This window comes from Pseudomonas sp. NFACC51 (assembly GCF_900103575.1).
Classification (GTDB): domain Bacteria; phylum Pseudomonadota; class Gammaproteobacteria; order Pseudomonadales; family Pseudomonadaceae; genus Aquipseudomonas; species Aquipseudomonas fluorescens_Q.
Map to the genome: position 1 here is coordinate 94,341 of NZ_FMXH01000015.1, position 23,205 is coordinate 117,545.

18 protein-coding genes, 5 tRNA genes and 1 pseudogene are annotated in these 23,205 nt (G+C 61.5%); 17 read left to right on the top strand and 7 right to left on the bottom strand.

Going from position 1 to position 23,205, the window contains the following annotated elements; translation table 11 throughout:
- Window positions 1–26 precede the first annotated feature (26 nt).
- From BLT00_RS24805 to BLT00_RS32645, 3 genes and pseudogenes are all read left to right on the top strand, one after another.
- Window positions 27–1,343, top strand: coding sequence for a Na+/H+ antiporter family protein (locus BLT00_RS24805; RefSeq protein ID WP_161951748.1), 1,317 nt, complete (start codon window positions 27–29; stop codon window positions 1,341–1,343).
- Window positions 1,344–1,602: 259 nt separating this feature from the next.
- A pseudogene (locus BLT00_RS32640) lies at window positions 1,603–2,424 on the top strand (cache domain-containing protein); the annotation flags it as partial.
- A gap of 102 nt (window positions 2,425–2,526) precedes the next feature.
- Window positions 2,527–3,282: a methyl-accepting chemotaxis protein gene (locus BLT00_RS32645; protein WP_371856978.1), complete on the top strand. Its 756-nt coding sequence runs from the start codon at window positions 2,527–2,529 to the stop codon at window positions 3,280–3,282.
- A 266-nt stretch (window positions 3,283–3,548) separates the two neighbouring features.
- Here the strand turns inward: BLT00_RS32645 and yegQ are convergent, their stop codons facing one another.
- A complete protein-coding gene (yegQ, locus tag BLT00_RS24815; protein WP_092149341.1) occupies window positions 3,549–4,880 on the bottom strand; it encodes a prephenate-dependent tRNA uridine(34) hydroxylase TrhP in 1,332 nt (443 codons plus the stop codon).
- Window positions 4,881–5,027: 147 nt separating this feature from the next.
- On the opposite strand from yegQ, the gene BLT00_RS24820 reads away from it, so the two are divergent.
- On the top strand, window positions 5,028–6,089 hold the full coding sequence (locus tag BLT00_RS24820) for an AI-2E family transporter (protein ID WP_092149254.1): 1,062 nt from the start codon (window positions 5,028–5,030) through the stop codon (window positions 6,087–6,089).
- Here the strand turns inward: BLT00_RS24820 and BLT00_RS24825 are convergent.
- From BLT00_RS24825 to BLT00_RS24835, 3 genes are all read right to left on the bottom strand, one after another.
- A complete protein-coding gene (locus BLT00_RS24825) occupies window positions 6,086–6,268 on the bottom strand; it encodes a hypothetical protein (protein ID WP_003203898.1) in 183 nt (60 codons plus the stop codon). The genes BLT00_RS24820 and BLT00_RS24825 overlap by 4 nt on opposite strands.
- A gap of 90 nt (window positions 6,269–6,358) precedes the next feature.
- Window positions 6,359–6,553: a hypothetical protein gene (locus tag BLT00_RS24830; protein ID WP_003203896.1), complete on the bottom strand. Its 195-nt coding sequence runs from the start codon at window positions 6,551–6,553 to the stop codon at window positions 6,359–6,361.
- Window positions 6,554–6,800: 247 nt separating this feature from the next.
- A tRNA-Asn gene (locus BLT00_RS24835) sits at window positions 6,801–6,876 on the bottom strand.
- A 235-nt stretch (window positions 6,877–7,111) separates the two neighbouring features.
- On the opposite strand from BLT00_RS24835, the gene BLT00_RS24840 reads away from it, so the two are divergent.
- Window positions 7,112–7,339 carry a hypothetical protein gene (locus BLT00_RS24840; protein ID WP_063320300.1) on the top strand — a complete coding sequence of 76 codons (228 nt, stop codon included), beginning with the start codon at window positions 7,112–7,114 and terminating at the stop codon, window positions 7,337–7,339.
- Window positions 7,340–7,551: 212 nt separating this feature from the next.
- On the opposite strand, the gene BLT00_RS24845 is transcribed toward BLT00_RS24840, so the two are convergent.
- Window positions 7,552–8,748, bottom strand: coding sequence for an amino acid aminotransferase (locus BLT00_RS24845; RefSeq protein WP_014337444.1), 1,197 nt, complete (start codon window positions 8,746–8,748; stop codon window positions 7,552–7,554).
- Between the two features lie 331 nt (window positions 8,749–9,079).
- Between BLT00_RS24845 and uvrB the strand changes: the two genes are divergently transcribed.
- From uvrB to BLT00_RS24900, 11 genes are all read left to right on the top strand, one after another.
- The gene (uvrB, locus tag BLT00_RS24850; protein WP_063320302.1) at window positions 9,080–11,095 is read left to right on the top strand and encodes an excinuclease ABC subunit UvrB; all 2,016 of its coding nucleotides are present in this window, start codon (window positions 9,080–9,082) and stop codon (window positions 11,093–11,095) included.
- Between the two features lie 224 nt (window positions 11,096–11,319).
- Window positions 11,320–12,801 carry a glutamate--tRNA ligase gene (gene gltX / locus BLT00_RS24855; protein WP_014337445.1) on the top strand — a complete coding sequence of 494 codons (1,482 nt, stop codon included), beginning with the start codon at window positions 11,320–11,322 and terminating at the stop codon, window positions 12,799–12,801.
- Window positions 12,802–12,947: 146 nt separating this feature from the next.
- Window positions 12,948–13,023: transfer RNA gene (locus BLT00_RS24860), tRNA-Ala, on the top strand.
- Between the two features lie 79 nt (window positions 13,024–13,102).
- A tRNA-Glu gene (locus BLT00_RS24865) sits at window positions 13,103–13,178 on the top strand.
- A 53-nt stretch (window positions 13,179–13,231) separates the two neighbouring features.
- A tRNA-Ala gene (locus tag BLT00_RS24870) sits at window positions 13,232–13,307 on the top strand.
- Between the two features lie 75 nt (window positions 13,308–13,382).
- A tRNA-Glu gene (locus BLT00_RS24875) sits at window positions 13,383–13,458 on the top strand.
- 181 nt (window positions 13,459–13,639) lie between these two features.
- Window positions 13,640–14,179 (top strand): TetR/AcrR family transcriptional regulator, encoded by a 540-nt coding sequence (locus BLT00_RS24880; protein ID WP_063320303.1) that lies wholly within the window; start codon window positions 13,640–13,642, stop codon window positions 14,177–14,179.
- Window positions 14,180–14,207: 28 nt separating this feature from the next.
- On the top strand, window positions 14,208–15,041 hold the full coding sequence (locus BLT00_RS24885; protein WP_092149257.1) for an alpha/beta fold hydrolase: 834 nt from the start codon (window positions 14,208–14,210) through the stop codon (window positions 15,039–15,041).
- Window positions 15,042–15,086: 45 nt separating this feature from the next.
- Window positions 15,087–15,536, top strand: coding sequence for an acyl-CoA thioesterase (locus tag BLT00_RS24890; RefSeq protein WP_092149260.1), 450 nt, complete (start codon window positions 15,087–15,089; stop codon window positions 15,534–15,536).
- 113 nt (window positions 15,537–15,649) lie between these two features.
- Entirely contained in the window at window positions 15,650–16,609 is a 960-nt protein-coding gene (locus tag BLT00_RS24895; protein ID WP_063320306.1) for a tRNA dihydrouridine synthase, read from the top strand.
- Between the two features lie 120 nt (window positions 16,610–16,729).
- A complete protein-coding gene (locus BLT00_RS24900; protein ID WP_063320307.1) occupies window positions 16,730–17,182 on the top strand; it encodes an Hsp20 family protein in 453 nt (150 codons plus the stop codon).
- A gap of 205 nt (window positions 17,183–17,387) precedes the next feature.
- Here BLT00_RS24900 and BLT00_RS24905 read toward each other — a convergent pair whose 3' ends face one another.
- Window positions 17,388–20,666: a sensor domain-containing protein gene (locus BLT00_RS24905; RefSeq protein ID WP_092149263.1), complete on the bottom strand. Its 3,279-nt coding sequence runs from the start codon at window positions 20,664–20,666 to the stop codon at window positions 17,388–17,390.
- 69 nt (window positions 20,667–20,735) lie between these two features.
- On the bottom strand, window positions 20,736–21,626 hold the full coding sequence (locus tag BLT00_RS24910) for a LysR family transcriptional regulator (RefSeq protein ID WP_092149266.1): 891 nt from the start codon (window positions 21,624–21,626) through the stop codon (window positions 20,736–20,738).
- Window positions 21,627–21,783: 157 nt separating this feature from the next.
- Here BLT00_RS24910 and leuC point away from each other — a divergent pair, with 157 nt between their 5' ends.
- Complete coding sequence (gene leuC, locus BLT00_RS24915) at window positions 21,784–23,202, top strand: 3-isopropylmalate dehydratase large subunit (RefSeq protein WP_092149269.1); 1,419 nt, start codon at window positions 21,784–21,786, stop codon at window positions 23,200–23,202.
- The last annotated feature ends 3 nt before the right edge of the window (window positions 23,203–23,205 follow it).

Below are 23,205 nucleotides of genomic sequence, written 5' to 3' on the forward strand. Positions count from 1 at the left end.
CATCGCTGTGCTTTGAGGTAATGATGATAAATGCAGTAATTGCCGCGGTTGGCGTCATGCTGGTGCTCAGCCTGGCCCGCGTGCATGTGGTGATCGCGCTGATTATCGGTGCGTTGGTGGGTGGCCTGACGGGTGGCCTGGGGATCGAGGCGACGCTCAAGGCGTTCAACGCCGGCCTGGGTGGTGGTGCGACGGTGGCGCTGTCCTACGCCTTGCTCGGCGCGTTCGCCGTGGCGATTGCCAAGTCCGGCATGGCCCACGCCCTGGCGGACAAAGCCCTGGCCCTGGTGGATCGCCAGGACACTGCCGGCGGCAGGGGCGTCAAATGGGTGCTGATCGGTTTGCTGGGAACGGTCGCGGTCGCCTCCCAGAACATTTTGCCGATCCATATCGCTTTCATTCCGCTGCTGGTGCCGCCGCTGCTCTATGTGCTGACCAAGTTGCAGCTGGACCGCCGGTTGATCGCCTGCGTCATGACCTTCGGCCTGATCACCCCCTACATGTTCCTGCCGGTTGGTTTCGGCAATATCTTCCTCAACGAAATCCTCCTGGCCAACATCGCCCGCAGCGGCGTGGACGTCAGCGGCATCAACGTCACCCATGCCATGGGCATTCCGGCGCTGGGCATGGTGTTTGGTCTGCTGTTGTCATTGTTCTCCTACCGCAAGAAGCGCGTCTATGACCTGAAGAAAATCGCCCGGGTCGAGCAAGTGGCCGTGCGCTACAACCCACTGAGCCTGATGGTGGCCGGTTTTGCGGTGGCGGCGGCGTTCGCGGTGCAACTGCTGGTGGACTCGATGATCATCGGCGCCCTGGTCGGGTTCCTGATTTTCTCGCTGTCGGGGGTGGTGCGCTGGCGCGAGACTGACGACCTGTTCACCGAAGGCATGAAGATGATGGCGATGATCGGCTTCATCATGATCGCGGCCTCAGGCTTCGCCGAAGTGATGAAGGCCACCGGCGAAGTCCAGAGCCTGGTGGAGTCTTCGGCGGCCTGGATCGGCCACAACAAGGGCATTGGCGCGCTGATGATGTTGCTGGTGGGGCTGCTGGTGACCATGGGCATCGGCTCGTCGTTTTCCACGGTGCCGATCCTGGCGACGATTTTCGTGCCATTGTGCCTGCAACTGGGCTTCAGCCCGCTGGCGATCGTCTGCATCGTCGGCACCGCCGGCGCCCTGGGCGATGCCGGCTCGCCCGCCTCGGACTCGACCCTGGGCCCGACCTCCGGCCTGAACATCGACGGCCAGCACCATCACATCTGGGACACCGTGGTCCCGACCTTCATCCACTACAACCTGCCGCTGCTGGTGTTTGGTTGGGTGGCGGCGATGGTGTTGTAAGGCTGATTCAACAGGGCTCAAGGACCGAGTCGCATCCTTCGCGAGCAAGCCCGCTCCCACACTGGATCCGCAATGAACACAGAATATGTGTGCACCAGCGATCCCTTGTGGGAGCGGGCTTGCTCGCGATGAGGCCTTTGAATCCCGCGAAGAAGTTGCTGCCTGTACGCGATAGCCGGTTAAACCTGTCCTACAGTTTTGCCGTGCGGTGCCGTTAATACAGCTAACCACGCCAATAACACCTACAAGAGTGAACAGCATGCGCCTGAGCCTGAAGGCTAAAGTCCTGTCCCTTGCGATACTGCCGGTATTGCTGTCCGCCGTGATCATCAGCCTGACCACGGCTTTCATCTTGAAGGAGCAAGCTAGCAAAGAGGTCCAGCAGACCCGCGAACGCCTGCTCAGCGAGGCCAAGGCCACGCTGCAGAACTATGTGGCAGTGGGCCTGACCGCCATCAAGCCGCTCTACGATGCCGCTGCGCCTGGCGATAATGAAGCGCGTGCCCAGGCGATCAAGCTGCTGTCGAACATCAGCTACGGCAAGGACGGCTATTTCTTCGGCTACGACTCCGAGACCATTCGTCTGTTCAAGGCCAACAGCCCCGATGGCGTTGGCAAGAGTTTCAAGGACAACCGCGACCCGAACGGTGTCTACGTCAACCGCGACCTGGTGAAAGTCGCCAAGGACGGAACGCATTATCTGGAATACAGCTCGCCACTGCCCGGCAGCCAGGACTTGGTGCCCAAGCTCGGCTACACCGAGTACCTGTCCAAGTGGGACCTGGCAGTCGGTAGCTCAGTCAACCTGGACGGCATCGAGGCCCAGGTGGCCCTGGTGGAAGCCAAGGTCCACGATCGTGTACAAGGCGTGATATTGAGCATTGTCGGGATCGCCGCCGTGGTGTTGCTGGTGATCGCGGTCGTGGGCCTGTTGCTGGCCAATGCGATCCTGCGTCCCCTGCACCTGATGAAAGACAACCTCGACGACATCGCCGCGGGCGAGGGCGACCTGACCCGTCGGCTGACCATCACCAGCCAGGACGAGCTCGGCCAACTGGCCGGTTCGTTCAACCGCTTCGTCGACAAGATCCACGGCCTGGTGCGGCAGATCACCGACATGACCTCGCAACTGACCGGGCTGGTGACGCAAGTCTCCGAGCAGGCCCAGCGCTCCGAGCAGGCCATGGAACGCCAGCGCCACGAAACCGATCAGGTCGCCACGGCGATCAACGAGATGTCCTCGGCAGCCCAGGAAGTCGCCCGCAGCGCCCAGGGTGCCGCCGTCGCGGCCCAGCAGACCGACGAGGAAGGACAATCGGCCAAGCGTGTGGTGGCCGGCAGCATCCAGCAGATTCATGCGTTGGTGAACGATATCCGCAGCAGCGGCGTGTCCCTGGACAGCCTGCAGCAGGACGTGGCCTCGATCGTCAGCGTGCTCGGGGTGATTCGTTCGATTGCCGAACAGACCAACCTGCTGGCCCTCAACGCCGCCATCGAGGCCGCACGTGCTGGCGAGGCAGGGCGTGGGTTTGCCGTGGTGGCCGATGAAGTGCGGGCCCTGGCCAGCCGGACCCAGCAGAGCACCCAGGAAATCCAGGGCATGATCGATCGCCTGCAATCAGGCACCCACGCGGCGGTGGAAGCGATGCGCCGTTCCAGTGAGGCCGGCGACGGCACCTCGGAACGGGCCAACGAGGCGGGCGCCTCCCTGGACACCATGGCGCAACTGATCGGCACCATCAACTCGATGAACGCCCAGATCGCCAGCGCTGCCGAAGAACAGACCGCGGTGGCCGAGGAAATCAACCGCAGCGTGCATCAGATCGCCGTGGCGGTGGACAGCGTCGCCGACGAAACCCAGCTCGGCGCCCAGACCTCCCGCAGCCTGGCTGACCTGGGCCAGCGCCTGGGCAAGCTGGTGGGGCAGTTCCGGATCTGATCCCATCGCAGCAGGAGCTGCCGAAGGCTGCGATCTTTTGCTCTCGATCCAGATGTTTTCACCCGGGCAACCGGGTCTTATCGAGAAAGAAGGATCGCAGCCTTCGGCAGTTCCTGCCGGGTAAGTGGCGAGGGAGCTTGCTCCCGCTGGGTTGCGAAGCAATCCTGGAACCAGGCACCTCGGTGTAACGGGCTGATCACCTTTTTGGGGCTGCTCCGCAGCCCAGCGGGAGCAAGCTCCCTCGCCACATTGCCACATTGCCATAATCAGGCAGGCAACTCGCGCACATCGCGCATCAACAACCCAAACCGCAGGTCCACCGCATCCGGGATGGGCAGGTACACCACGTGTCCATCCCCCGGTGCCACCTCGATGCCCTGGCCTTTGGCATTCTGCAACTGATGCAGGTCGAAGTGGAAATTGCCCTTGGGGGTCATCAGTTCCATGTGATCCCCCAGGCCAAAGCGGTTCTTCACCCGCACTTCGGCCAGGCGTTCGCGCCGTTCGCCGGTCAGTTCGCCAACGAACTGCTGGCGCTCCGACACCGAGCTGCCGTTCTGGTAGTTCTGGTATTCGTCGTGCACGTGGCGCCTCAGAAAACCTTCGGTGTAGCCGCGCTGGGCCAGGGACTCCAGGTCGGTCATCAGGCCACGATCGAATTCCCGCCCGGCCACCGCGTCATCGATGGCCCGGCGATACACCTGGGTGGTGCGCGCGCAATAGAAGTGCGACTTGGTCCGGCCTTCGATCTTCAGCGAGTGCACGCCCATGCGCGCCAGGCGCTCGACGTGTTGTACGGCGCGCAGGTCCTTGGCATTCATGATGTAGGTGCCGTGTTCGTCCTCGAAGGCCGGCATGGATTCTTCCGGGCGGTTGGCTTCCTGGAGCAAAAACACTTGGTCGGTGGGCGCGCCGAGGCCCAGGGTCGGCTCGGGCTGATAGCTCTGCACAATGTCGCCCACGGTATTTTCCACCGCCGGTTGTGCCGCATATTTCCAGCGACAGGCATTGGTGCAACTGCCCTGGTTGGCGTCGCGCTTGTTCAAATAGCCGGACAGCAGGCAGCGCCCGGAATAAGCCATGCACAGCGCTCCGTGGACGAACACTTCCAGTTCCATGGCCGGCACCTGCTCGCGGATCTCGGCGATTTCCTCCAGGGACAGTTCCCGGGACAGGATGATCCGGCTCAAGCCCTGCTGCTGCCAGAACTCGACGCTCGCCCAGTTCACCGTGTTGGCCTGCACCGACAGGTGAATCGGCATCTGGGGGAAGTGCCGGCGCACCAGCATGATCAGCCCCGGGTCGGACATGATCAGCGCGTCCGGCGCCATGGCGATCACCGGTTCAAGGTCTTTGAGGAAGGTGCGCAGCTTGGCGTTGTGCGGGGCAATGTTCACCACCACGTAGAAGCGCTTGCCCATGGCCTGGGCCTCGGCAATACCCAAGGCCAGATTCGCATGGTCGAACTCGTTGTTGCGCACCCGCAGGCTGTAGCGCGGCTGGCCGGCATACACCGCATCGGCACCGTAGGCGAAGGCATAGCGCATGTTTTTCAGGGTACCGGCGGGAGCCAGCAGTTCGGGGGCGGCGAGGGTCATGATGGCGTCGGATCGCAAAAGGCGGCGAGGGTAGCCCATGGTCGGCCAGGCCTTATTGATCTGAATCAATGCACGGCGCAAACGAGAAGGCACTCCCACGAGTCCTGGCTGACTAATGTTTATCCCGCCTTAGGACATGGAAAGCTGATGAATCGAAAGATGCTGCAAAACAAAGCCCAGATGCTGCTCCTGGTGCTGGTCACCATCGCGTTCATCTGGATTCTGCTGCCGTTTTACGGCGCGGTGTTCTGGGCGGTGATCCTGGGCATCGTCTTTGCGCCGATGCAGCGCCGCCTGCAGTTGAAATTCGGCTGGCACCGCAATGTCACGTCGCTGTTCACGTTGAGCATCTGTGTGGTCAGCGCGATCTTGCCGGTGATCATCATCAGCACGTTGTTGGTCCAGGAAGGCGCGGCGCTGTACAAGAGCCTGGAAAGCGGAGAACTGGACATTGCCGATTACCTGGCCCGTTTCAAGGATGCCTTGCCGCCGTACTTTCAGCACCTGCTGGACCGCTTCGGCCTGGGCAACCTGAACGGCTTGCGCGACAAGATCGTCAAGAGCGCGATGCAGGGCAGCGAGTTCTTCGCCACCCAGGCCTTCAGTTTCGGGCAGGGCACCTTTCAGTTCATGGTCAGCTTCTTCGTGATGATCTACCTGCTGTTCTTCTTTCTGCGCGACGGCGCGGAGCTGGTGCGCAAGGTGCGCATGGCCATTCCCTTGGCGGAACACCAAAAGCGCCGCCTGCAGCTGAAGTTCAATCGAGTGGTGCGCGCCACGGTGAAAGGCAACCTGCTGGTCGCCATCAGCCAGGGGGCGCTGGGTGGGCTGATCTTCTGGGTCCTGGGGATTCCGACGGTGTTGCCCTGGGCGGTGCTGATGGCGTTCCTGTCGTTGTTGCCAGCGGTGGGGGCGGGCCTCGTCTGGGCGCCAGTGGCGGTGTATTTCCTGCTTTCCGGGGCGATCTGGCAGGGCGTGGTGCTGACGCTGTTCGGGGTGTTCGTGATCGGCCTGGTGGACAATTTCCTGCGCCCGATCCTGGTGGGCAAGGACACCAAGATGCCCGACTACATGGTGCTGGTCTCGACATTGGGCGGGCTGGCGGTGTTCGGGCTCAATGGCTTCGTGATCGGGCCGCTGATCGCCGCGCTGTTCATGTCGAGTTGGGCCCTGTTCGTCGAAACCACGCCGCGGGTGCAGTTGCCCTAGGCGCTCAGCAGGTACGGGCCGATGCGTTGCGACAGGGCCTGGGCGGCGGGCAGTGAAGTCAGCGGGCCGCTGATGGTCACGCCGTCTTGCACCAGATACCAGCAGGCCAGCAACCCGAGCTCCCGGAGTGGGGCAGGGACGGCGCTGCCAATGACAGACATGATTTGAACCTTGGGCATGGGACACCTCCATCAATCGATGGGGGTTACCTTACGACTCAGTGGGGGTAACGAAAAATCAACCGGCTCAATAGTAGGAATCGATGTCGCTCAATCGACGACCAGATCGAGCATGTGCACCACTTCCTGCTCGTTGAGCAGGCCCTTGCGCACCAGGTTTTCCGCCAGTAAGGAAAGGAACTTGGCGCTGCGGTGGCCTTCGAGTTGCTTGAGTTCGGTCAGCACGTTGTACACCTTGCTTGAGGTGCACAGGCCGACGATGCGATGGGGGTTTTGTGTTGGCATACCTTCGTCCTTGTTTTTATGAAGCTGTTGTTGGCGGACAGAGCCAGTTTGCGGCCCTGTCATGACGCTCACGTGACAGCTTGGGTTGTTGGAAAAAAGAAAGCAGGATTCAGACCATAATGCCTTTTTGGCGCCGGATTATTGTTCCTGTAGCGACCTCGGCAAGTCTTTTCAACCAGCTGCGCTTTATTTTTCCCACAAAAAAGCCCCTGAACCTTTCGATTCAGGGGCTTGATTGCTTGCTATCTGGCTCCACGACCTGGACTCGAACCAGGGACCCAGTGATTAACAGTCACTTGCTCTACCAACTGAGCTATCGCGGAATGGCGCGTATGTTACTGATTGGAAAAGAGAAGTCAAGCGTCCATTGGCGGGCGGCGCATTCCTGGTGCCCTTTGATGGTCAATCAACGATTGGCAGTTACCGTCAGGGCAGGAGAGGACTACCATGGTCGCCCGGAAGTGGCAGGATGCGCTGCCGGCCATTCGCCGACATTAAGGTACGCGCCATGAACCACCTGTTACCTCTTCTCAGTGCCCGCCGCGCCGAGGTGCTCTTGTGAGTACCGCCCAGATCAGCTTGCCCAAGGGTGTGGGGCCTCATGCCGAGAAACTGTACGACGCCATCACCCAGGCCAGCACGGCTGAGGAATTGAACCGTGCCGGGGGCAAGGCCGAGGGTTTTGTCCTGGGGCTGGAAAGTACCAAGGCGATCAAGAGCCAGGTGGCCGAGTCGCTGTACGTCGTGTACGACGATGCGGCGAGCCAGCGGGCGACGGAGTTGTAGTCCTGGAGGCTTTTTGTGGCGAGGGAGCTTGCTCCCGCTGGGCTGCGTAGCAGCCCCAGGAAATGCTTGAGCCAATCAGTCTGACACACCGCGGTGGCTGGCTTTAGGGCCGCTTCGCAGCCCAGCGGGAGCAAGCTCCCTCGCCACGGGTCGGTGTGCGGGCTCAAAAAAAACGGGAAGCCATGGCTTCCCGTTCTTCATTACAGAGACCTTCAGATCACCTGGACGATGGCCTTGGTCACCGCGTCGATGTTGTTCTGGTTCAGCGCGGCCACGCAGATGCGGCCGGTGTCCAGGGCGTAGATGCCGAACTCGTTGCGCAGGCGCGTCACTTGTTCAACGGTCAGGCCGGAGTAGGAGAACATCCCGCTCTGGCGTGCGACGAAGCTGAAGTCGTGGTGCGGGGCGGCCTTGGCCAGCATGTCCACCATCTGGATGCGCATGCCGCGAATGCGCAGGCGCATTTCGGCCAGCTCGGCTTCCCACTGGGCCCGCAGTTCCGGGCTGTTGAGCACGGCGGCGACGATGCTGGCGCCGTGGGTCGGTGGGTTGGAGTAGTTGGTGCGGATCACGCGCTTGACCTGGGACAGCACGCGGGCACTTTCTTCTTTCGATTCGCTGACGATCGACAGGGCGCCGACGCGCTCGCCGTACAGGGAGAACGACTTGGAGAACGAGCTGGAGGCAAAGAAGGTCAGGCCCGACTCGGCGAACAGGCGCACGGCCGCCGCGTCTTCGTCGATACCGGCGCCAAAGCCCTGGTAGGCCATGTCCAGGAACGGAACGTGGTTCTTGGCCTTGACCACGGCCAGCACGTTTTTCCAGTCTTCCGGGCTCAGGTCCACGCCGGTCGGGTTGTGGCAGCAGGCGTGCAGCACAACGATCGAGCGGTCGGGCAGGGCGTTGAGGTCTTCCAGCAGGCCGCTGCGGTTCACGTCGTGGGTGGCGGCGTCGTAGTAGCGATAGTTCTGCACCGGGAAACCAGCGGTTTCGAACAGGGCGCGGTGGTTTTCCCAGCTTGGGTCGCTGATGGCGACGACGGCGTCAGGCAGCAGTTGCTTGAGGAAGTCGGCACCGATCTTCAGTGCGCCGGTGCCGCCCACGGCCTGGGTGGTGATGACGCGACCGGAGGCGATCAGCGGCGAATCCTTGCCGAACAGCAAGGTCTGCACGGCCTGGTCGTAGGCGGCAATGCCGTCGATCGGCAAGTAGCCACGGGAAACGTGCTGAGCCACGCGAGCCGTCTCGGCCTCGACAACGGCGCGCAGGAGTGGAATACGCCCCTCTTCATTGCAGTAAACACCTACACCCAGGTTGACCTTGTTGGTACGGGTGTCGGCGTTGAAAGCTTCGTTGAGGCCCAGGATGGGGTCGCGGGGTGCCAATTCGACAGCGGAAAACAGGCTCATTATTGCGCGGCTCTAATGGAGAGTGAGGGGAGGTGTGGCGCTCCAGCCGAATGCACTAGAGCGGTGCACAAACGGGGAGCTAGTATAGAGGCCATCACTCGGCACGGCGACAGGCGATTCGGCTTTCAGGCTAAGTTTTTTCGATTTTTTTCGACCGTTAGTCCTTTCGCCGCGTCAAAGTCTTCAAGGCGTGTAGGACGTTCGTCTTGAAAGCGAAGGCATTCACCTCCACATTGTGTGCATCCCAGCTTTTTCCTCGGGCGACACCCGTCGTTTCGGTCTTTCTCGTTCCTGTCGGCTGGCCGACAGGGGTGAATCCAGAGGTTATGTCATGTCTGAATTCCAGCTAGTCACCCGCTTCCAGCCCGCCGGCGATCAGCCGGAAGCCATCCGCCTGATGGTCGAAGGCATCGAGGCCGGGCTGGCGCACCAGACGTTGCTCGGTGTGACCGGTTCGGGCAAGACCTTCAGCATCGCCAATGTGATCGCCCAGATTCAGCGCCCGACCCTAGTACTGGCGCCGAACAAGACCCTGGCGGCGCAGCTGTACGGCGAGTTCAAGGCGTTTTTCCCGAATAACGCCGTGGAATACTTCGTTTCCTACTACGACTACTACCAGCCCGAGGCCTACGTGCCGTCGTCGGACACCTTCATCGAGAAGGATGCCTCGATCAACGATCACATCGAACAGATGCGACTGTCGGCGACCAAGGCCTTGCTCGAGCGCAAGGACGCGATCATCGTCACCACGGTGTCGTGCATCTACGGCCTGGGCAGCCCGGAAACCTACTTGAAGATGGTGCTGCACGTGGACCGTGGCGACAAACTCGACCAACGCGCCTTGCTGCGGCGCCTGGCGGACTTGCAGTACACCCGCAACGACATGGATTTCGCCCGGGCGACGTTCCGGGTGCGTGGCGATGTGATCGACATCTACCCGGCGGAATCGGACCTGGAAGCGATTCGCATCGAGCTGTTCGACGATGAAGTGGAGAGCCTCTCGGCGTTCGACCCGCTGACCGGTGAAGTGATCCGCAAGTTGCCACGCTTCACGTTCTACCCCAAGAGCCACTATGTGACGCCCCGGGAAACCCTGCTGGACGCCATCGAAGGGATCAAGGTCGAGTTGCAGGAGCGCCTGGAATACCTGCGTTCGAACAACAAGCTGGTGGAAGCCCAGCGTCTGGAGCAGCGGACCCGGTTCGACCTGGAGATGATCCTGGAGCTGGGCTACTGCAACGGCATCGAAAACTATTCGCGCTACCTGTCGGGCCGTCCGGCGGGCGCGCCACCCCCCACCTTGTATGATTACCTGCCAGCCGATGCCCTGCTGGTCATCGACGAGTCCCACGTCAGCGTGCCCCAGGTCGGCGCCATGTACAAAGGCGACCGTTCGCGCAAGGAAACCCTGGTGGAATACGGTTTCCGCCTGCCCTCGGCGCTGGACAACCGGCCGATGCGCTTCGATGAATGGGAAAGCGTGAGCCCGCAGACGATTTTTGTCTCGGCTACGCCCGGCAACTACGAAGCCGAGCATGCCGGGCGGGTGGTCGAGCAAGTGGTGCGACCGACCGGGCTGGTGGACCCGCAAGTCGAAGTGCGCCCGGCGCTGACCCAGGTGGACGACCTGCTCTCGGAAATCTCCAAGCGCGTGGCGCTGGAAGAGCGAGTGCTGGTCACCACGCTGACCAAGCGCATGGCCGAAGACCTTACCGACTACCTGGCCGACCACGGCGTGCGGGTGCGTTACCTGCACTCGGACATCGACACGGTGGAGCGGGTCGAGATCATTCGCGACCTGCGCCTGGGCACTTTCGATGTGTTGGTGGGGATCAACCTGCTGCGCGAAGGCCTGGACATGCCGGAAGTGTCGCTGGTGGCGATTCTCGACGCCGACAAGGAAGGTTTCCTGCGTTCCGAGCGTTCGTTGATCCAGACCATTGGTCGTGCGGCACGTAACCTCAATGGCCGGGCGATTCTGTATGCCGACCGCATCACCGGCTCCATGGAGCGGGCCATCGGCGAGACCGAGCGCCGTCGCGACAAGCAGATCGCCTTCAACCTGGCCAACGGCATTACCCCCAAAGGCGTGTTCAAGGACGTCGCCGACATCATGGAGGGCGCCACCGTGCCCGGCTCGCGCAGCAAGAAGCGCAAGGGCATGGCCAAGGCGGCCGAAGAGAGCGCTCGTTACGAGGCCGAACTGCGCTCGCCAAGCGAAATCACCAAGCGCATCCGTCAATTGGAAGAGAAGATGTACCAGTTGGCCCGGGACCTGGAGTTCGAGGCGGCGGCGCAGTTGCGCGATGAGATTGGCAAGTTGCGCGAGCGTTTGCTGGTTGTCTGAGGTTGTGTGGCGACCTTAAGGGCGTCATCTCGAGCAAGCTCGCCCCCACAGTTCGATCGAATCGCCCAATGATCCCTTGTGGGAGCGGGCTTGCTCGCGATGGGGGCGATTCGGTCTGACGACTGGCGACACAAATCCCGCTCTCACTGGAGCCCGCCCGCCATCGCCTGTTACCATTCGCCCCCTGTTTGATCTTCGCTTTTATATTCTTTCCGAGACATGCCATGACCACCGTCCGCACCCGCATCGCGCCTTCGCCCACTGGCGATCCCCATGTCGGCACCGCCTACATCGCTTTGTTCAACTATTGCTTTGCCAAGCAGCATGGCGGCGAGTTCATTCTGCGGATCGAGGACACCGACCAGTTGCGTTCGACCCGCGAGTCCGAACAGCAGATCTTCGACGCCCTGCGCTGGTTGGGGATCGACTGGAGCGAAGGCCCGGACGTCGGCGGCCCGCACGGTCCGTATCGCCAGAGCGAGCGTGGTGACATCTACCAGCAGTATTGCCAGCAACTGGTGGACATGGGGCATGCGTTCCCGTGTTTCTGCACCGCCGAAGAGCTGGACCAGATGCGCGCCGAGCAAATGGCCCGTGGCGAAACCCCGCGCTACGACGGCCGGGCGCTGCTGCTGTCCAAGGAAGAAGTCGCCCGTCGCCTGGCGGCTGGCGAGCCCCATGTGATCCGCATGAAGGTGCCCACCGAAGGCGTCTGCGTGGTGCCGGACATGCTGCGTGGCGATGTCGAGATCCCGTGGGATCGCATGGACATGCAAGTGCTGATGAAGACCGACGGCCTGCCGACGTACTTCCTGGCCAACGTGGTCGACGATCACTTGATGGGCATCACCCACGTGTTGCGCGGTGAAGAATGGCTGCCGTCGGCGCCGAAACTGATCCTGCTCTACGAATACTTCGGCTGGGAGCAACCACAGCTGTGCTACATGCCGCTGCTGCGTAACCCGGACAAGAGCAAGCTGTCCAAGCGCAAGAACCCGACCTCGGTGACGTTCTACGAGCGCATGGGCTTCATGCCCGAGGCGATGCTCAACTACCTGGGACGCATGGGCTGGTCGATGCCGGACGAGCGCGAGAAGTTCTCGCTGCAGGAAATGGTCGAGCATTTCGATCTGTCGCGCGTGTCCCTGGGCGGGCCGATCTTCGACGTCGAGAAACTGTCGTGGCTCAACGGCCAGTGGCTGCGGGACCTGCCGGTGGAGGAGTTCGCCGCACGTGTGCAGAAGTGGGCATTGAACCCTGAGTACATGATGAAGATCGCTCCTCATGTGCAGGGTAGGGTAGAGACCTTCAGTCAGATCGCCCCGCTGGCCGGTTTCTTCTTCGCCGGCGGCGTGACGCCGGATGCGAAGTTGTTCGAATCCAAGAAGCTTTCGGGCGACCAGGTGCGCCAGTTGATGCAACTGATCCTGTGGAAGCTCGAAAGCCTGCGTCAGTGGGAGAAGGACAGCATCACCGCGACCATCCAGGCCGTGGTCGAATCGCTGGAGTTGAAACTGCGCGATGCCATGCCGCTGATGTTCGCCGCCATTACTGGCCAGGCCAGTTCGGTGTCGGTGCTCGATGCGATGGAAATCCTCGGGCCGGACCTGACCCGTTTCCGCCTGCGCCAGGCCATCGATCTGCTCGGTGGTGTGTCGAAGAAGGAAAACAAGGAGTGGGAAAAACTGCTGGGCGCGATCGCGTAAGCGTTCAATGAGGCAGGACATACCCCGGTTTTCCGGGGTTTGTCGGTAAGTGATTGTTATCCCGGCAAAAAATTTTCAAATTTGTTGAAAATAAATTTGACAGCCCTCCGATACGCCCTTAAGATTCGCCCCGTCCTCAGCGATGAGGGGCTATAGCTCAGCTGGGAGAGCGCTTGCATGGCATGCAAGAGGTCGACGGTTCGATCCCGTCTAGCTCCACCAATTTACACTTCAAGGCCTGGCCACACCGGTCTTGATGCGATCAACACTCAGCGTTGATCAGTTGTACAGAAGGGTTTGCGTCCCCTTCGTCTAGTGGCCTAGGACACCGCCCTTTCACGGCGGTAACAGGGGTTCGAGTCCCCTAGGGGACGCCAGTTTTACAGAAGCGATGTTGCAAGATGTCGCTCCGCCGCGAGGCGAAAAATCCGGGGCTATAGCTCAGCTGGGAGAGCGCTTGCATGGCATGCAAGAGGTCGACGGTTCGATCCCGTCTAGCTCCACCAATTACAGGTTCAAGGTCTGGCCACACGGTCCTTGAATCGATCAGTTCTCAGCACTGATCAAGTCAGAAGGTTTGTGTCCCCTTCGTCTAGTGGCCTAGGACACCGCCCTTTCACGGCGGTAACAGGGGTTCGAGTCCCCTAGGGGACGCCACGATTACCCGCTCTGCGGGATTTTATAAGGGTCATTCAATTCTTGAATGGCCCTTTTGTTTGTCTGGCGTTCGGCCAATTCCCTTGTCCTTGAAAATAGACTTCTGACCGGCGGTCAAAATTTCCGCTTGCGGAAAATTATTATAGGAATAATATTTCAATCGTAATATTCGGAGGCGACGATGAGCGATAAAAAGGCACAAACCCGTGAACGCATTCTCAAGGCCGCCAGCGACGCGCTGATCCAGCGTGGGCCGGCTGAGCCGAGCGTGGGCGAGGTGATGGGCGCGGCCGGCCTGACGGTGGGCGGTTTTTATGCCCATTTCGAAAGCAAGGATGCCTTGATGCTGGAGGCATTCAAGCACTTGCTCAGCCGGCGTCGCGGCCTGATCGCCGACATGGACGGCGAGCTGACAGGCGAAGAGCGGCGCGCCCTGGTGGCGGCGTTCTATCTGTCGCGCAAGCACCGCGATTCCACCGAAAACGCTTGTCCGATCCCGGCGTCGGTCGGCGAGCTCGGTCGGCTGCCGGATGCGTTCCGTGAGGTCCTCAATGAGCATATCGAGCTGATGACCGCACAGTTGGCGGCCAGCCCGGAGGACGCCGACAAAGTCTTGGCCGACATTGCCTTGATGGTGGGCGGCCTGGCCCTGGCGCGAGCACTGGGCCCTGGAGAGTTATCGGATCGTTTGCTGCGCGCCGCCAAGTCGGCGGTGCGATGAGCTAAGGCGCAAGCCCTGGAGATGAGCGATGAACAGGTTGAGCTGGATTCGTAGCGTCAATGGCACGCTTGGTTGGGTGGCTCCGCGCCTGGTGGCGAAGAAGATGCGTGGGGTGTTCATGCAGCCCCGGAACCTGCCGCCCCGCGACTGGGAGTTGCCGCTGCTGGCCAGTTCTGAGCGCATCACCTTGCGTTTCGGTCTGTCGGCGTTACGTTGGGGCAGGGGCCCGGTCGTCCTGCTGATGCACGGCTGGGAAGGGCGGCCCACTCAGTTCGGGGCGTTGATCACTGCGTTGGTGGACGCCGGCTACATGGTGGTGGCGCTGGACGGCCCGGCCCATGGTCGCTCTCCTGGTCGCGAGGCGAATGTCTTGCTGTTCGCCAGGGCCATGCTTGAAGCAGCGGCTGAATTACCGCCGCTGCAAGCCGTGATCGGGCATTCCATGGGCGGTGCCAGTGCCATGCTGGCGGTTCAGTTGGGGTTGCGTACCGAGACCCTGGTCAGTGTTGCCGCGCCCGGCCGCATTCTTGGCGTGTTGCGCGGGTTTGCCCGAATGATGGGGTTACCACCCAAGGCACGTTCGGCCTTCATTCGCGAAGTGGAGCGTGACGTCGGCATGCGGGCCGCAAAGATGGACGTCTCCCACTACCAGCTGGATCTGCCTGGGCTGATCGTCCATGCCGAGGACGACACATTCGTCTCGGTCAAGGAATCGCAACTGATCCACGAAGCCTGGTTCGACAGCCGCTTGCTGCGATTGCCCGAGGGTGGGCACCAGCGGGTGCTGGCCGATCCTCGTGTCATTGATGGGGTGTTATCACTGCTGGCCGGGCGCAGCCTGCAAGCGCGGCAATCGGCTTGATCATCCGTTACACTGCCCCGATCCACATTCAACCGGGAGAGGGGCATGGGCTGGGATCGCGCAACACCGTTCATTATTGATCTTCAGGTAAATGCCGAAGACATCGACGGGCTGGGGCACGCCAACAACGCGGTGTACGTTACCTGGCTCGAGCGCTGTGCCTGGCGTCATTCCCAGCGCCTGGGGCTGGATCTGGTGGAGTACCGGCGCCTCGACCGGGCCATGGCAGTGGTGCGGCATGAAATCGATTACCTGGCAGCCGCCTATGAAGGCGACGAGCTGCAATTGGCGACCTGGATCGTCGACTGGGACCAGCGGTTGAAGATGACCCGGCATTTCCAGCTGATTCGGCCAAGCGACAACACTACGTTGCTGCGGGCCCAGACCACCTTCGTTTGCATCGAACTGTCCACTGGCCGGCCCAAGCGTATGCCGCAGGAATTCATCGAGGGTTATGGTCCCGCCCTGGAACCGTCCGGCATCCTCGTGGGCTGATCCACCGCCATCGCGAGCAAGCTCAGCTCCCACAGGGATTGGTGGTGAATTCCGATGTCATGGGCAAAATCCGGTAAACTGCCGCACGTTTTTTCCTTGAGTGTGTCTTTTTCATGCAAATTGCCCTGGCGCCCATGGAGGGGTTGGTCGACAACATCCTGCGGGATGTCCTGACCCGTGTTGGCGGGATCGACTGGTGTGTCACCGAGTTCATCCGTGTCAACGACCGCCTGCTCACGCCGGCCTATTTCCATAAGCTCGCCCCTGAGTTGCTGACCGGTGCCCAGACCGCTGCCGGCGTGCCGTTGCGGGTGCAGTTGCTCGGTTCCGATCCGGTGTGCCTGGCGGAAAACGCGGCGTTGGCGTGCGAGTTGGGTTCCCAGGTTATCGATCTGAACTTCGGTTGCCCGGCCAAGACCGTGAACAAATCCCGGGGTGGGGCGGTGTTGCTCAAGGAACCGGAGTTGCTCAACCAGATCGTCGAACACGTGCGCCGCGCGGTGCCCAGGCATATCCCCGTTACCGCCAAGATGCGCCTGGGTTTCGATAGCCCGGACGGCGCGCTGGTGTGTGCCACAGCGCTGGCCGAAGGTGGCGCGGCGCATATCGTGGTGCATGCGCGGACCAAGGTCGACGGCTACAAGCCTCCGGCCCACTGGGAGTGGATTCCGCGGGTGCAGGAAGTGGTCAAGGTGCCGGTGTTCGCCAACGGCGATATCTGGAGCGTGGACGACTGGCGCCGTTGCCGCGAAATCAGCGGTGTCGAAGACATCATGCTCGGTCGCGGTCTCGTTTCCCGTCCTGACCTGGCCCGGCAGATCGCCGCCGCTCGAGCCGGTGAGGAGGTGGTCGAGATGTCCTGGGTCGAACTGCAGCCGATGCTCCACGACTTCTGGGTGCAAGTGGTCGAGCAACTGACACCGCGCCAGGCCCCGGGCCGGTTGAAGCAGTGGCTGGCGATGCTGACTCGCAATTACCCCGAAGCGGTGGCGCTGTTTAGCGCTTTGCGCCGGGAAACCGACCTGGACGCGGTGGGCCATTTGCTGGGTGTGCAGCGCACCGAAGCGGCCTGAAAAAAATTTCAGAAAAAGCTCTTGAAAAGTTTTTGGCGGTCCCTAGATAAGGGTTACGCGATGCCGAATTCGGGTCGCGGAGACAAAAAAACTTGCTGAATTTTTCAGGAGATTTGAATCATGAGTACTGCATTTTCGCTGGCCCCTCTGTTCCGTTCCTCGGTAGGTTTCGACCGTTTCAATGACTTGTTCGAAACCGCCCTGCGCAACGAGCCGGGCAGCAGCTATCCACCCTACAACGTGGAAAAACATGGTGATGACGAGTACCGCATCGTGGTCGCCGCCGCCGGGTTCCAGGAAGAAGACCTGGACCTGCAAGTGGAAAAAGGTGTGCTGACCATCAGTGGTGGCAAACGTGAAGCCAGTAACGACAGCGTCACCTACCTGCACCAGGGCATCGCCCAGCGTGCGTTCAAGCTGTCCTTCCGGTTGGCCGACCATATCGAGATCAAGTCCGCCGGCCTGCGTAACGGTCTGTTGAGCATCGACCTGCTGCGAGTGGTTCCGGAAGAGGCGAAAGCCAAGCGCATCCCGATCAACGGTGCGCAGCAGCAACCCGCGCTGCAAAACTGATGCATCGCAACTGAAGAAGGGCGCCAGATGGCGCCCTTTTTCATATTTGTACCTGTGGCGAGGGAGCTTGCTCCCGTTGGACTGCGCAGCAGTCCCAATCAATTGTCGAGGTACAGTCGACCGCTTTGTAGGGCTGCTGCGCAGCCCAGCGGGAGCAAGCTCCCTCGCCACAACATCGCCTGGCTCGGCTTTCTCATATTCCTTTCTATGGCAACAACCGCTCAAACGCCTCCAGCGGCAGCGGTCGGCTATGCAAATAACCCTGGTATAGATGGCAATCGAGCCCTTGCAGGAAGTGCAATTGCTCCAGGGTCTCCACGCCTTCGGCAATCATGATCAGGTTGAGGCTGCGGGCCATGGCGACGATGGCGCGGATGATTTCGGCGTCGTTGGGGTCGCTGGTGGCGTCGCGCACGAATGACTGGTCGATTTTCAGCGTGTCCACCGGCAGGCGCTTGAGGTAGGTCAGCGACGAATAACCGGTGCCGAAATCATCCATGGCGAAGCTCACCCCCAGTTTCTTGAGCCGGCGCATCTTGGCAATGGTGTCGTCCAGGTTCTGGATCACGATGCCTTCGGTGATCTCCAGTTTCAGCAGGGAGAAGGGCAGGCCATGAGTGACGAGGCTATTTTCGATGCGTTCGACAAAGTCGCTCTGGCGGAATTGCCGTGGGCTGATGTTCACGCACAGGCTGAATTGCTGGGGATCGATCTTGCCCTTGGCGATCAGTTGCTTGAAGCCGTCGCAGGCTTCATCGAGGATCCAGGTCCCGACTTCCAGGATCAGGCCACTGTCCTCCAGCACTTTGATGAATTCGTTAGGCGATTGGGCGCCCAGGTCCGGGTGGTGCCAGCGCACCAGGGCTTCGGCGCCGATGATGCGGTTGTCCCGGGCATCGACCTGAGGCTGGAAATGCACGCTGAACTCGCCACGGGCCAGGGCAAGGCGCAGATCGGTCTCCATGCGTAGTCGTTCGCTGGCGGCTTTTTGCATGGTGGTGTGAAACATCTGCGAGGTGTTGCGCCCTGAGTCCTTGGCGCGGTACAGCGCAATGTCGGCGCGCTTGAGCAAATCGGTGGGCGTGGAACCGTGGTCGGGAATCAGCGCTATACCGATGCTCGGCGTGACCTGCAGTCGCTGCCCATCGAGGAACATCGGCTCCGAGAGCAATTCGCGCAGGGTGTTGGCCAGGGTCTGCACTTGCTTGCTGACATCGCTGCGCGAGCCTTCCAGGCCGCTGAGCAGCACCACGAACTCATCGCCACCCAGCCGTGCGACGGTGTCTTCCAGGCGCACGCTGGCCTCCAGGCGTGCGGTGATGATCTTCAGCACGGTGTCGCCCACCGGGTGACCGAGGGAGTCGTTGATGTGCTTGAAGTGATCCAGATCGAGAAACAGCAGGGCGCCGCGCAAGTTGTGGCGCTTGAGCAGGGCGATCTGCTGGCTCAGCCGGTCCATCAGCAAGGCGCGGTTGGGCAGGTTGGTCAGCGGGTCGTGGTAGGCCAGGTGGCGGATCTGGGCTTCGGCATTGCGCAGCAGGCTCACGTCCCGGGCGGTCAGCAGCAGGCACGCCGTTTCATTGAGGGTGATGGGCTCGACCGAGACCTCCACCGTAAGGATTTCCCCCCGTTTATTGCGCCCGAGCATCTCCTGGTGAACGACGCGGCCCTTGAGTCGCAGCTCGGCCAGCAAGGCGGCTCGCTGTTTTTCTTCGGCCCAGATCCCCACTTCGTAGACGGTGTGCCCGATCACTTCGTCGGCGCGGTAGCCGGTCAGCCGGCAGAAGCCGTCGTTGACCTCGAGGTAGCGACCGCTTTCGAGCTCGGTGATGGTGATGGCGTCGGGGCTGGAATGAAAGGCCTTGGCGAATTTCTCTTCACTGGCCTTGAGGGCGGCTTCGGAGCGTTGTTGCTGCGTGATGTCCCGCAAGGTCGTGACGATGCAGGGCTGGTTGCCGACGTTGATTTGCCGGCTGGAAATCACACAGGTCAATGGCTGGCCGTTCTTATGGTGAACGACGATGGCGACATTGTTCAGCGATTGTTCGCGGATCACCCGTTCGATGCGTTGCAGGCTGCTGCCCGAGGCATCCCATAGGCCGATTTCGTCGGCGTCGAGACCAATCACGTCGCTGGCGGTCCAGCCGAAGGTCTGGGTGAAACTGGAATTGATCTCAAGGAACCGGCCGCTGTCCTGGTGAGTGACGCAGATGGGGTCGGGGCTGACCTGGAACAGTGTGGCGAATTTTTCCTCCGAGGCGGCCAGGCTTTGTTCGCGCTCCACCTGGTCGGTGATGTCGAGCAAGGTGCCGGCCATGCGCAAGGGGCTGCCGTCGTCGTTGCGGTAGAGGCGGGCGCGGCTTTCCAGGTAGCGCGAGCTGCCGTCCGGCAGTTGCACGCGGTAGGTCAACTGATAGTTGCCCGCCGGGCCTTCGCGCAGGCTGCGATAGGCATTGCGCATGTTGTTGCGTTCTTCAGTGGGGACGCCTTCGAAAAACGCATCGAACGATTCGTGGAACGGCTTGGGCTCCAGGCCATGGAGCTGCGCGGCCCGGGCCGAGCCGTAGAGCATGCCGCTGGGAATGTGCCAGTCCCAGGTGCCCAGTTGCGCCGAGTCAAGGGCCAGGTCCAGGCGTTCCTGGCTGTCCTTGAGGGCCTGTTCGGCGAGTTTGCGCTCGGTGGTGTCGAGGAAGGTACTCAACAGGTAGGGCTGGCCCTCCAGCTCGACTTTCTGTGCGCTGAGCAGGCCGGTGTGGATCTGGCCGTTGCTGGCCCGCAGTTCCACCTCCATGCTCGCCAGTTCGCCCCTGGCCTTGATGACCTCCAACAGTTTTACCCGTTGCCCGGGGTCGACCCACAGGCCCAGTTCCAGGGTGGTCCGGCCAATCACATCGTGCAGCGGCCAGCCGAACAGGCTTTCGAAATACTGGTTGGCCTCGCTGATCATCCCGTCTTCCTGGCGGGTCAGCAACACCATGTTCGGGCTCAGGTGGAACAGCGTGGCAAAGCGCTTTTCCGAACTGCGCAGCGCCTGTTCCCGCTCGCGCTGATGGGTGATTTCGCGGATCACCCCGATCATGCGCGGGCGCCCATGCTTGTCGGGCAGCACGCTGCCGCTGATCTCCAGCCAGTGCAGGCTGCCATCGGGCCAGACGATGCGGTGGTGCATGGCCTGTTCCAGCGGCGCTCCGGCCACTGCTGCGTGAAAGGCGCGCACGGCCCGGGCCCGGTCTTCGGGTAGTAACAGGTCCAGATAATCCACATCCGCTGGCAATGGCTGACGCGGATCGAAGCCGAACAGCGCCTGGGTGCCTCGGGACCAGCTGATCTGTCCGCTGTCGATGTCCCACGACCAAGCCCCCAGCCGTGCACCGTTCAGGGCGGCCAGCAACTGCTGCGCGCTGTCCCAGCTTTGTTCGGACCGTTTCGGGTCGAGCGCCTGGATGCGTGGCAAGGGCGGGAGGTGGTCAGCGGGTTTGGGCATTATCTCGCGAGCCTTGAGCGGGTTTGGGCATAAAGCACAAGCGTTCGGGCCCTACAGGCGCGGCACAACCTATGCCCTTGTCCCTGGCAAATCGATTTGTGCGTCCAGTAAGGCCATGAAAGCCCGTGCGGCATTCGATAGCGTCCGTTCGGTGTGCAAGATATAGCCTAGCTGGCGACTGAGTTGTATGCCCGGCAAAGGAATGCGCGCCACCTGTTCGTCGAGCATGGTGCGGGGCAAGACGCTCCAGGCCAGGCCGATGGAGACCATCATTTTTATGGTTTCCAGGTAATTCGTGCTCATGGCGATGTTCGGCGTCAGGCCCTGGGCTTCGAACAGCCGTTGCACGATGTGATGGGTAAACGTGTTGCCCCCCGGGAAAACCGCTGGATGCAAGGCAACGTCCGCCAGGCTGACCGCGCCGTTTTCCAGCAGCGCATGCTCCGGGGCGACCACGAAATCCAGGGGGTCGTCCCACACTGGCTTGGCCCGTACCAGCGTATGGGGTTCGGGGGCGAGGGTGATGACGGCCAGTTCCGCCCGACCATGGAGAATTTCTTCGTAGGCCACTTCCGAATCCAGAAACTGGATATCCAGCGCCACCTGGGGGTAGCGTCGGGTGAATTCCCGCAATAACGGCGGCAGGCGGTGCAGGCCTATGTGGTGGCTGGTGGCGAGCGTCAGGCGCCCGGTCACTTCGCCGGTCAGGTTGGTCAGGGCGCGGCGGGTGTCGTCCAGCACGTTGAGGATCTGATAGGCCCGAGGCAACAGGGCCCGGCCCGCCTCGGTCAGGCCCACTTCACGACCGAGACGGTCGAACAGGCGTACCTTGAGCTGTTGTTCGAGGCCGGCAATGCGCTTGCTGATGGCCGGCTGGGTCAGGTGCAAGCGTTCGCCGGCGCCGGAGAAACTGCCCGTCTCGGCGATGGCTATAAAGGCATTGAGGTTGGCGAGGTCCATGGCGGTTCCGGTTGAATTCCAGTTGGTTATGCAAAGTATGAAAAATATGAATTTGAGTTATTTAATGTAACCCCATAGGATCAGCCTCACAAGCCAAGGGGTTATTGATTCGTTCAGGGCCCGGGGCATAGAAACAAGCTGATGAGGAAACCGTCTGATGGCCGGCAAAACGCTCTACGACAAGCTCTGGGATTCGCATTTGGTCAAGCAGCGCGACGATGGCTCGGCGCTGATCTATATCGACCGTCACATCATTCATGAAGTGACGTCGCCGCAAGCCTTCGAAGGCCTGCGCCTGGCCGGGCGCAAGCCTTGGCGTATCGATGCCAACATCGCGACCCCGGACCACAACGTACCTACCACCCCGGAGCGCAAGGGCGGCATCGAAGCCATTGTCGACCAGGTCTCGCGCCTGCAGGTCCAGACCCTCGACGATAACTGTGACGAATACGGCATCGTTGAATTCAAGATGAATGATGTGCGTCAGGGCATCGTCCACGTCATCGGCCCGGAGCAGGGCGCGACCTTGCCTGGCATGACCGTGGTCTGCGGTGACTCGCACACCTCGACCCACGGTGCTTTCGGCGCCCTGGCCCATGGCATCGGCACCTCCGAGGTGGAGCATGTGCTTGCCACCCAGTGCCTGGTCGCCAAGAAAATGAAAAACATGCTGGTGCGCGTCGAGGGCAAGTTGCCGTTCGGCGTGACCGCCAAGGACATCGTCCTGGCGGTGATCGGCAAGATCGGCACCGCCGGCGGTAACGGCCATGCCATCGAGTTCGCGGGCAGCGCGATCCGTGACTTGTCCGTCGAAGGCCGCATGACCATCTGCAACATGTCCATCGAGGCCGGTGCCCGCGTGGGCCTGGTGGCCGCCGATGAAAAAACCGTGGAATACGTCAAGGGCCGTCCGTTCGCCCCGAAAGGCGCCGAATGGGACATGGCGGTCGAGGCCTGGAAAGACCTGGTCTCCGACGCCGATGCCAAGTTCGACACCGTGGTCGAGCTCGACGCAACGCAGATCAAGCCGCAAGTCAGCTGGGGCACTTCGCCTGAGATGGTGTTGGCGGTGGACCAGAACGTACCGGATCCGGCCAAGGAAATGGACTTGGTCAAGCGCGACTCCATCGTCCGCGCCTTGAAATACATGGGCTTGAGCGCCAACCAGGCGATCACTGATATTCAGCTCGACCGCGTGTTCATCGGCTCCTGCACCAACTCGCGGATCGAAGACCTGCGCGCCGCAGCAGTGATCGCCAAGGGCCGCAAAGTCGCCTCGACCATCAAGCAGGCCATCGTGGTGCCGGGTTCGGGCCTGGTGAAAGCCCAGGCGGAAGCGGAAGGGCTGGACAAGATTTTCCTCGAAGCCGGTTTCGAATGGCGGGAGCCGGGCTGCTCGATGTGCCTGGCGATGAACCCGGACCGTTTGGAGTCGGGCGAACATTGCGCCTCCACCTCCAACCGTAACTTCGAAGGCCGTCAGGGCGCCGGTGGTCGTACGCACCTGGTGAGTCCGGCCATGGCCGCGGCGGCGGCTGTCAACGGCCGTTTTGTCGACGTCCGCGAATTGATCTGAAGG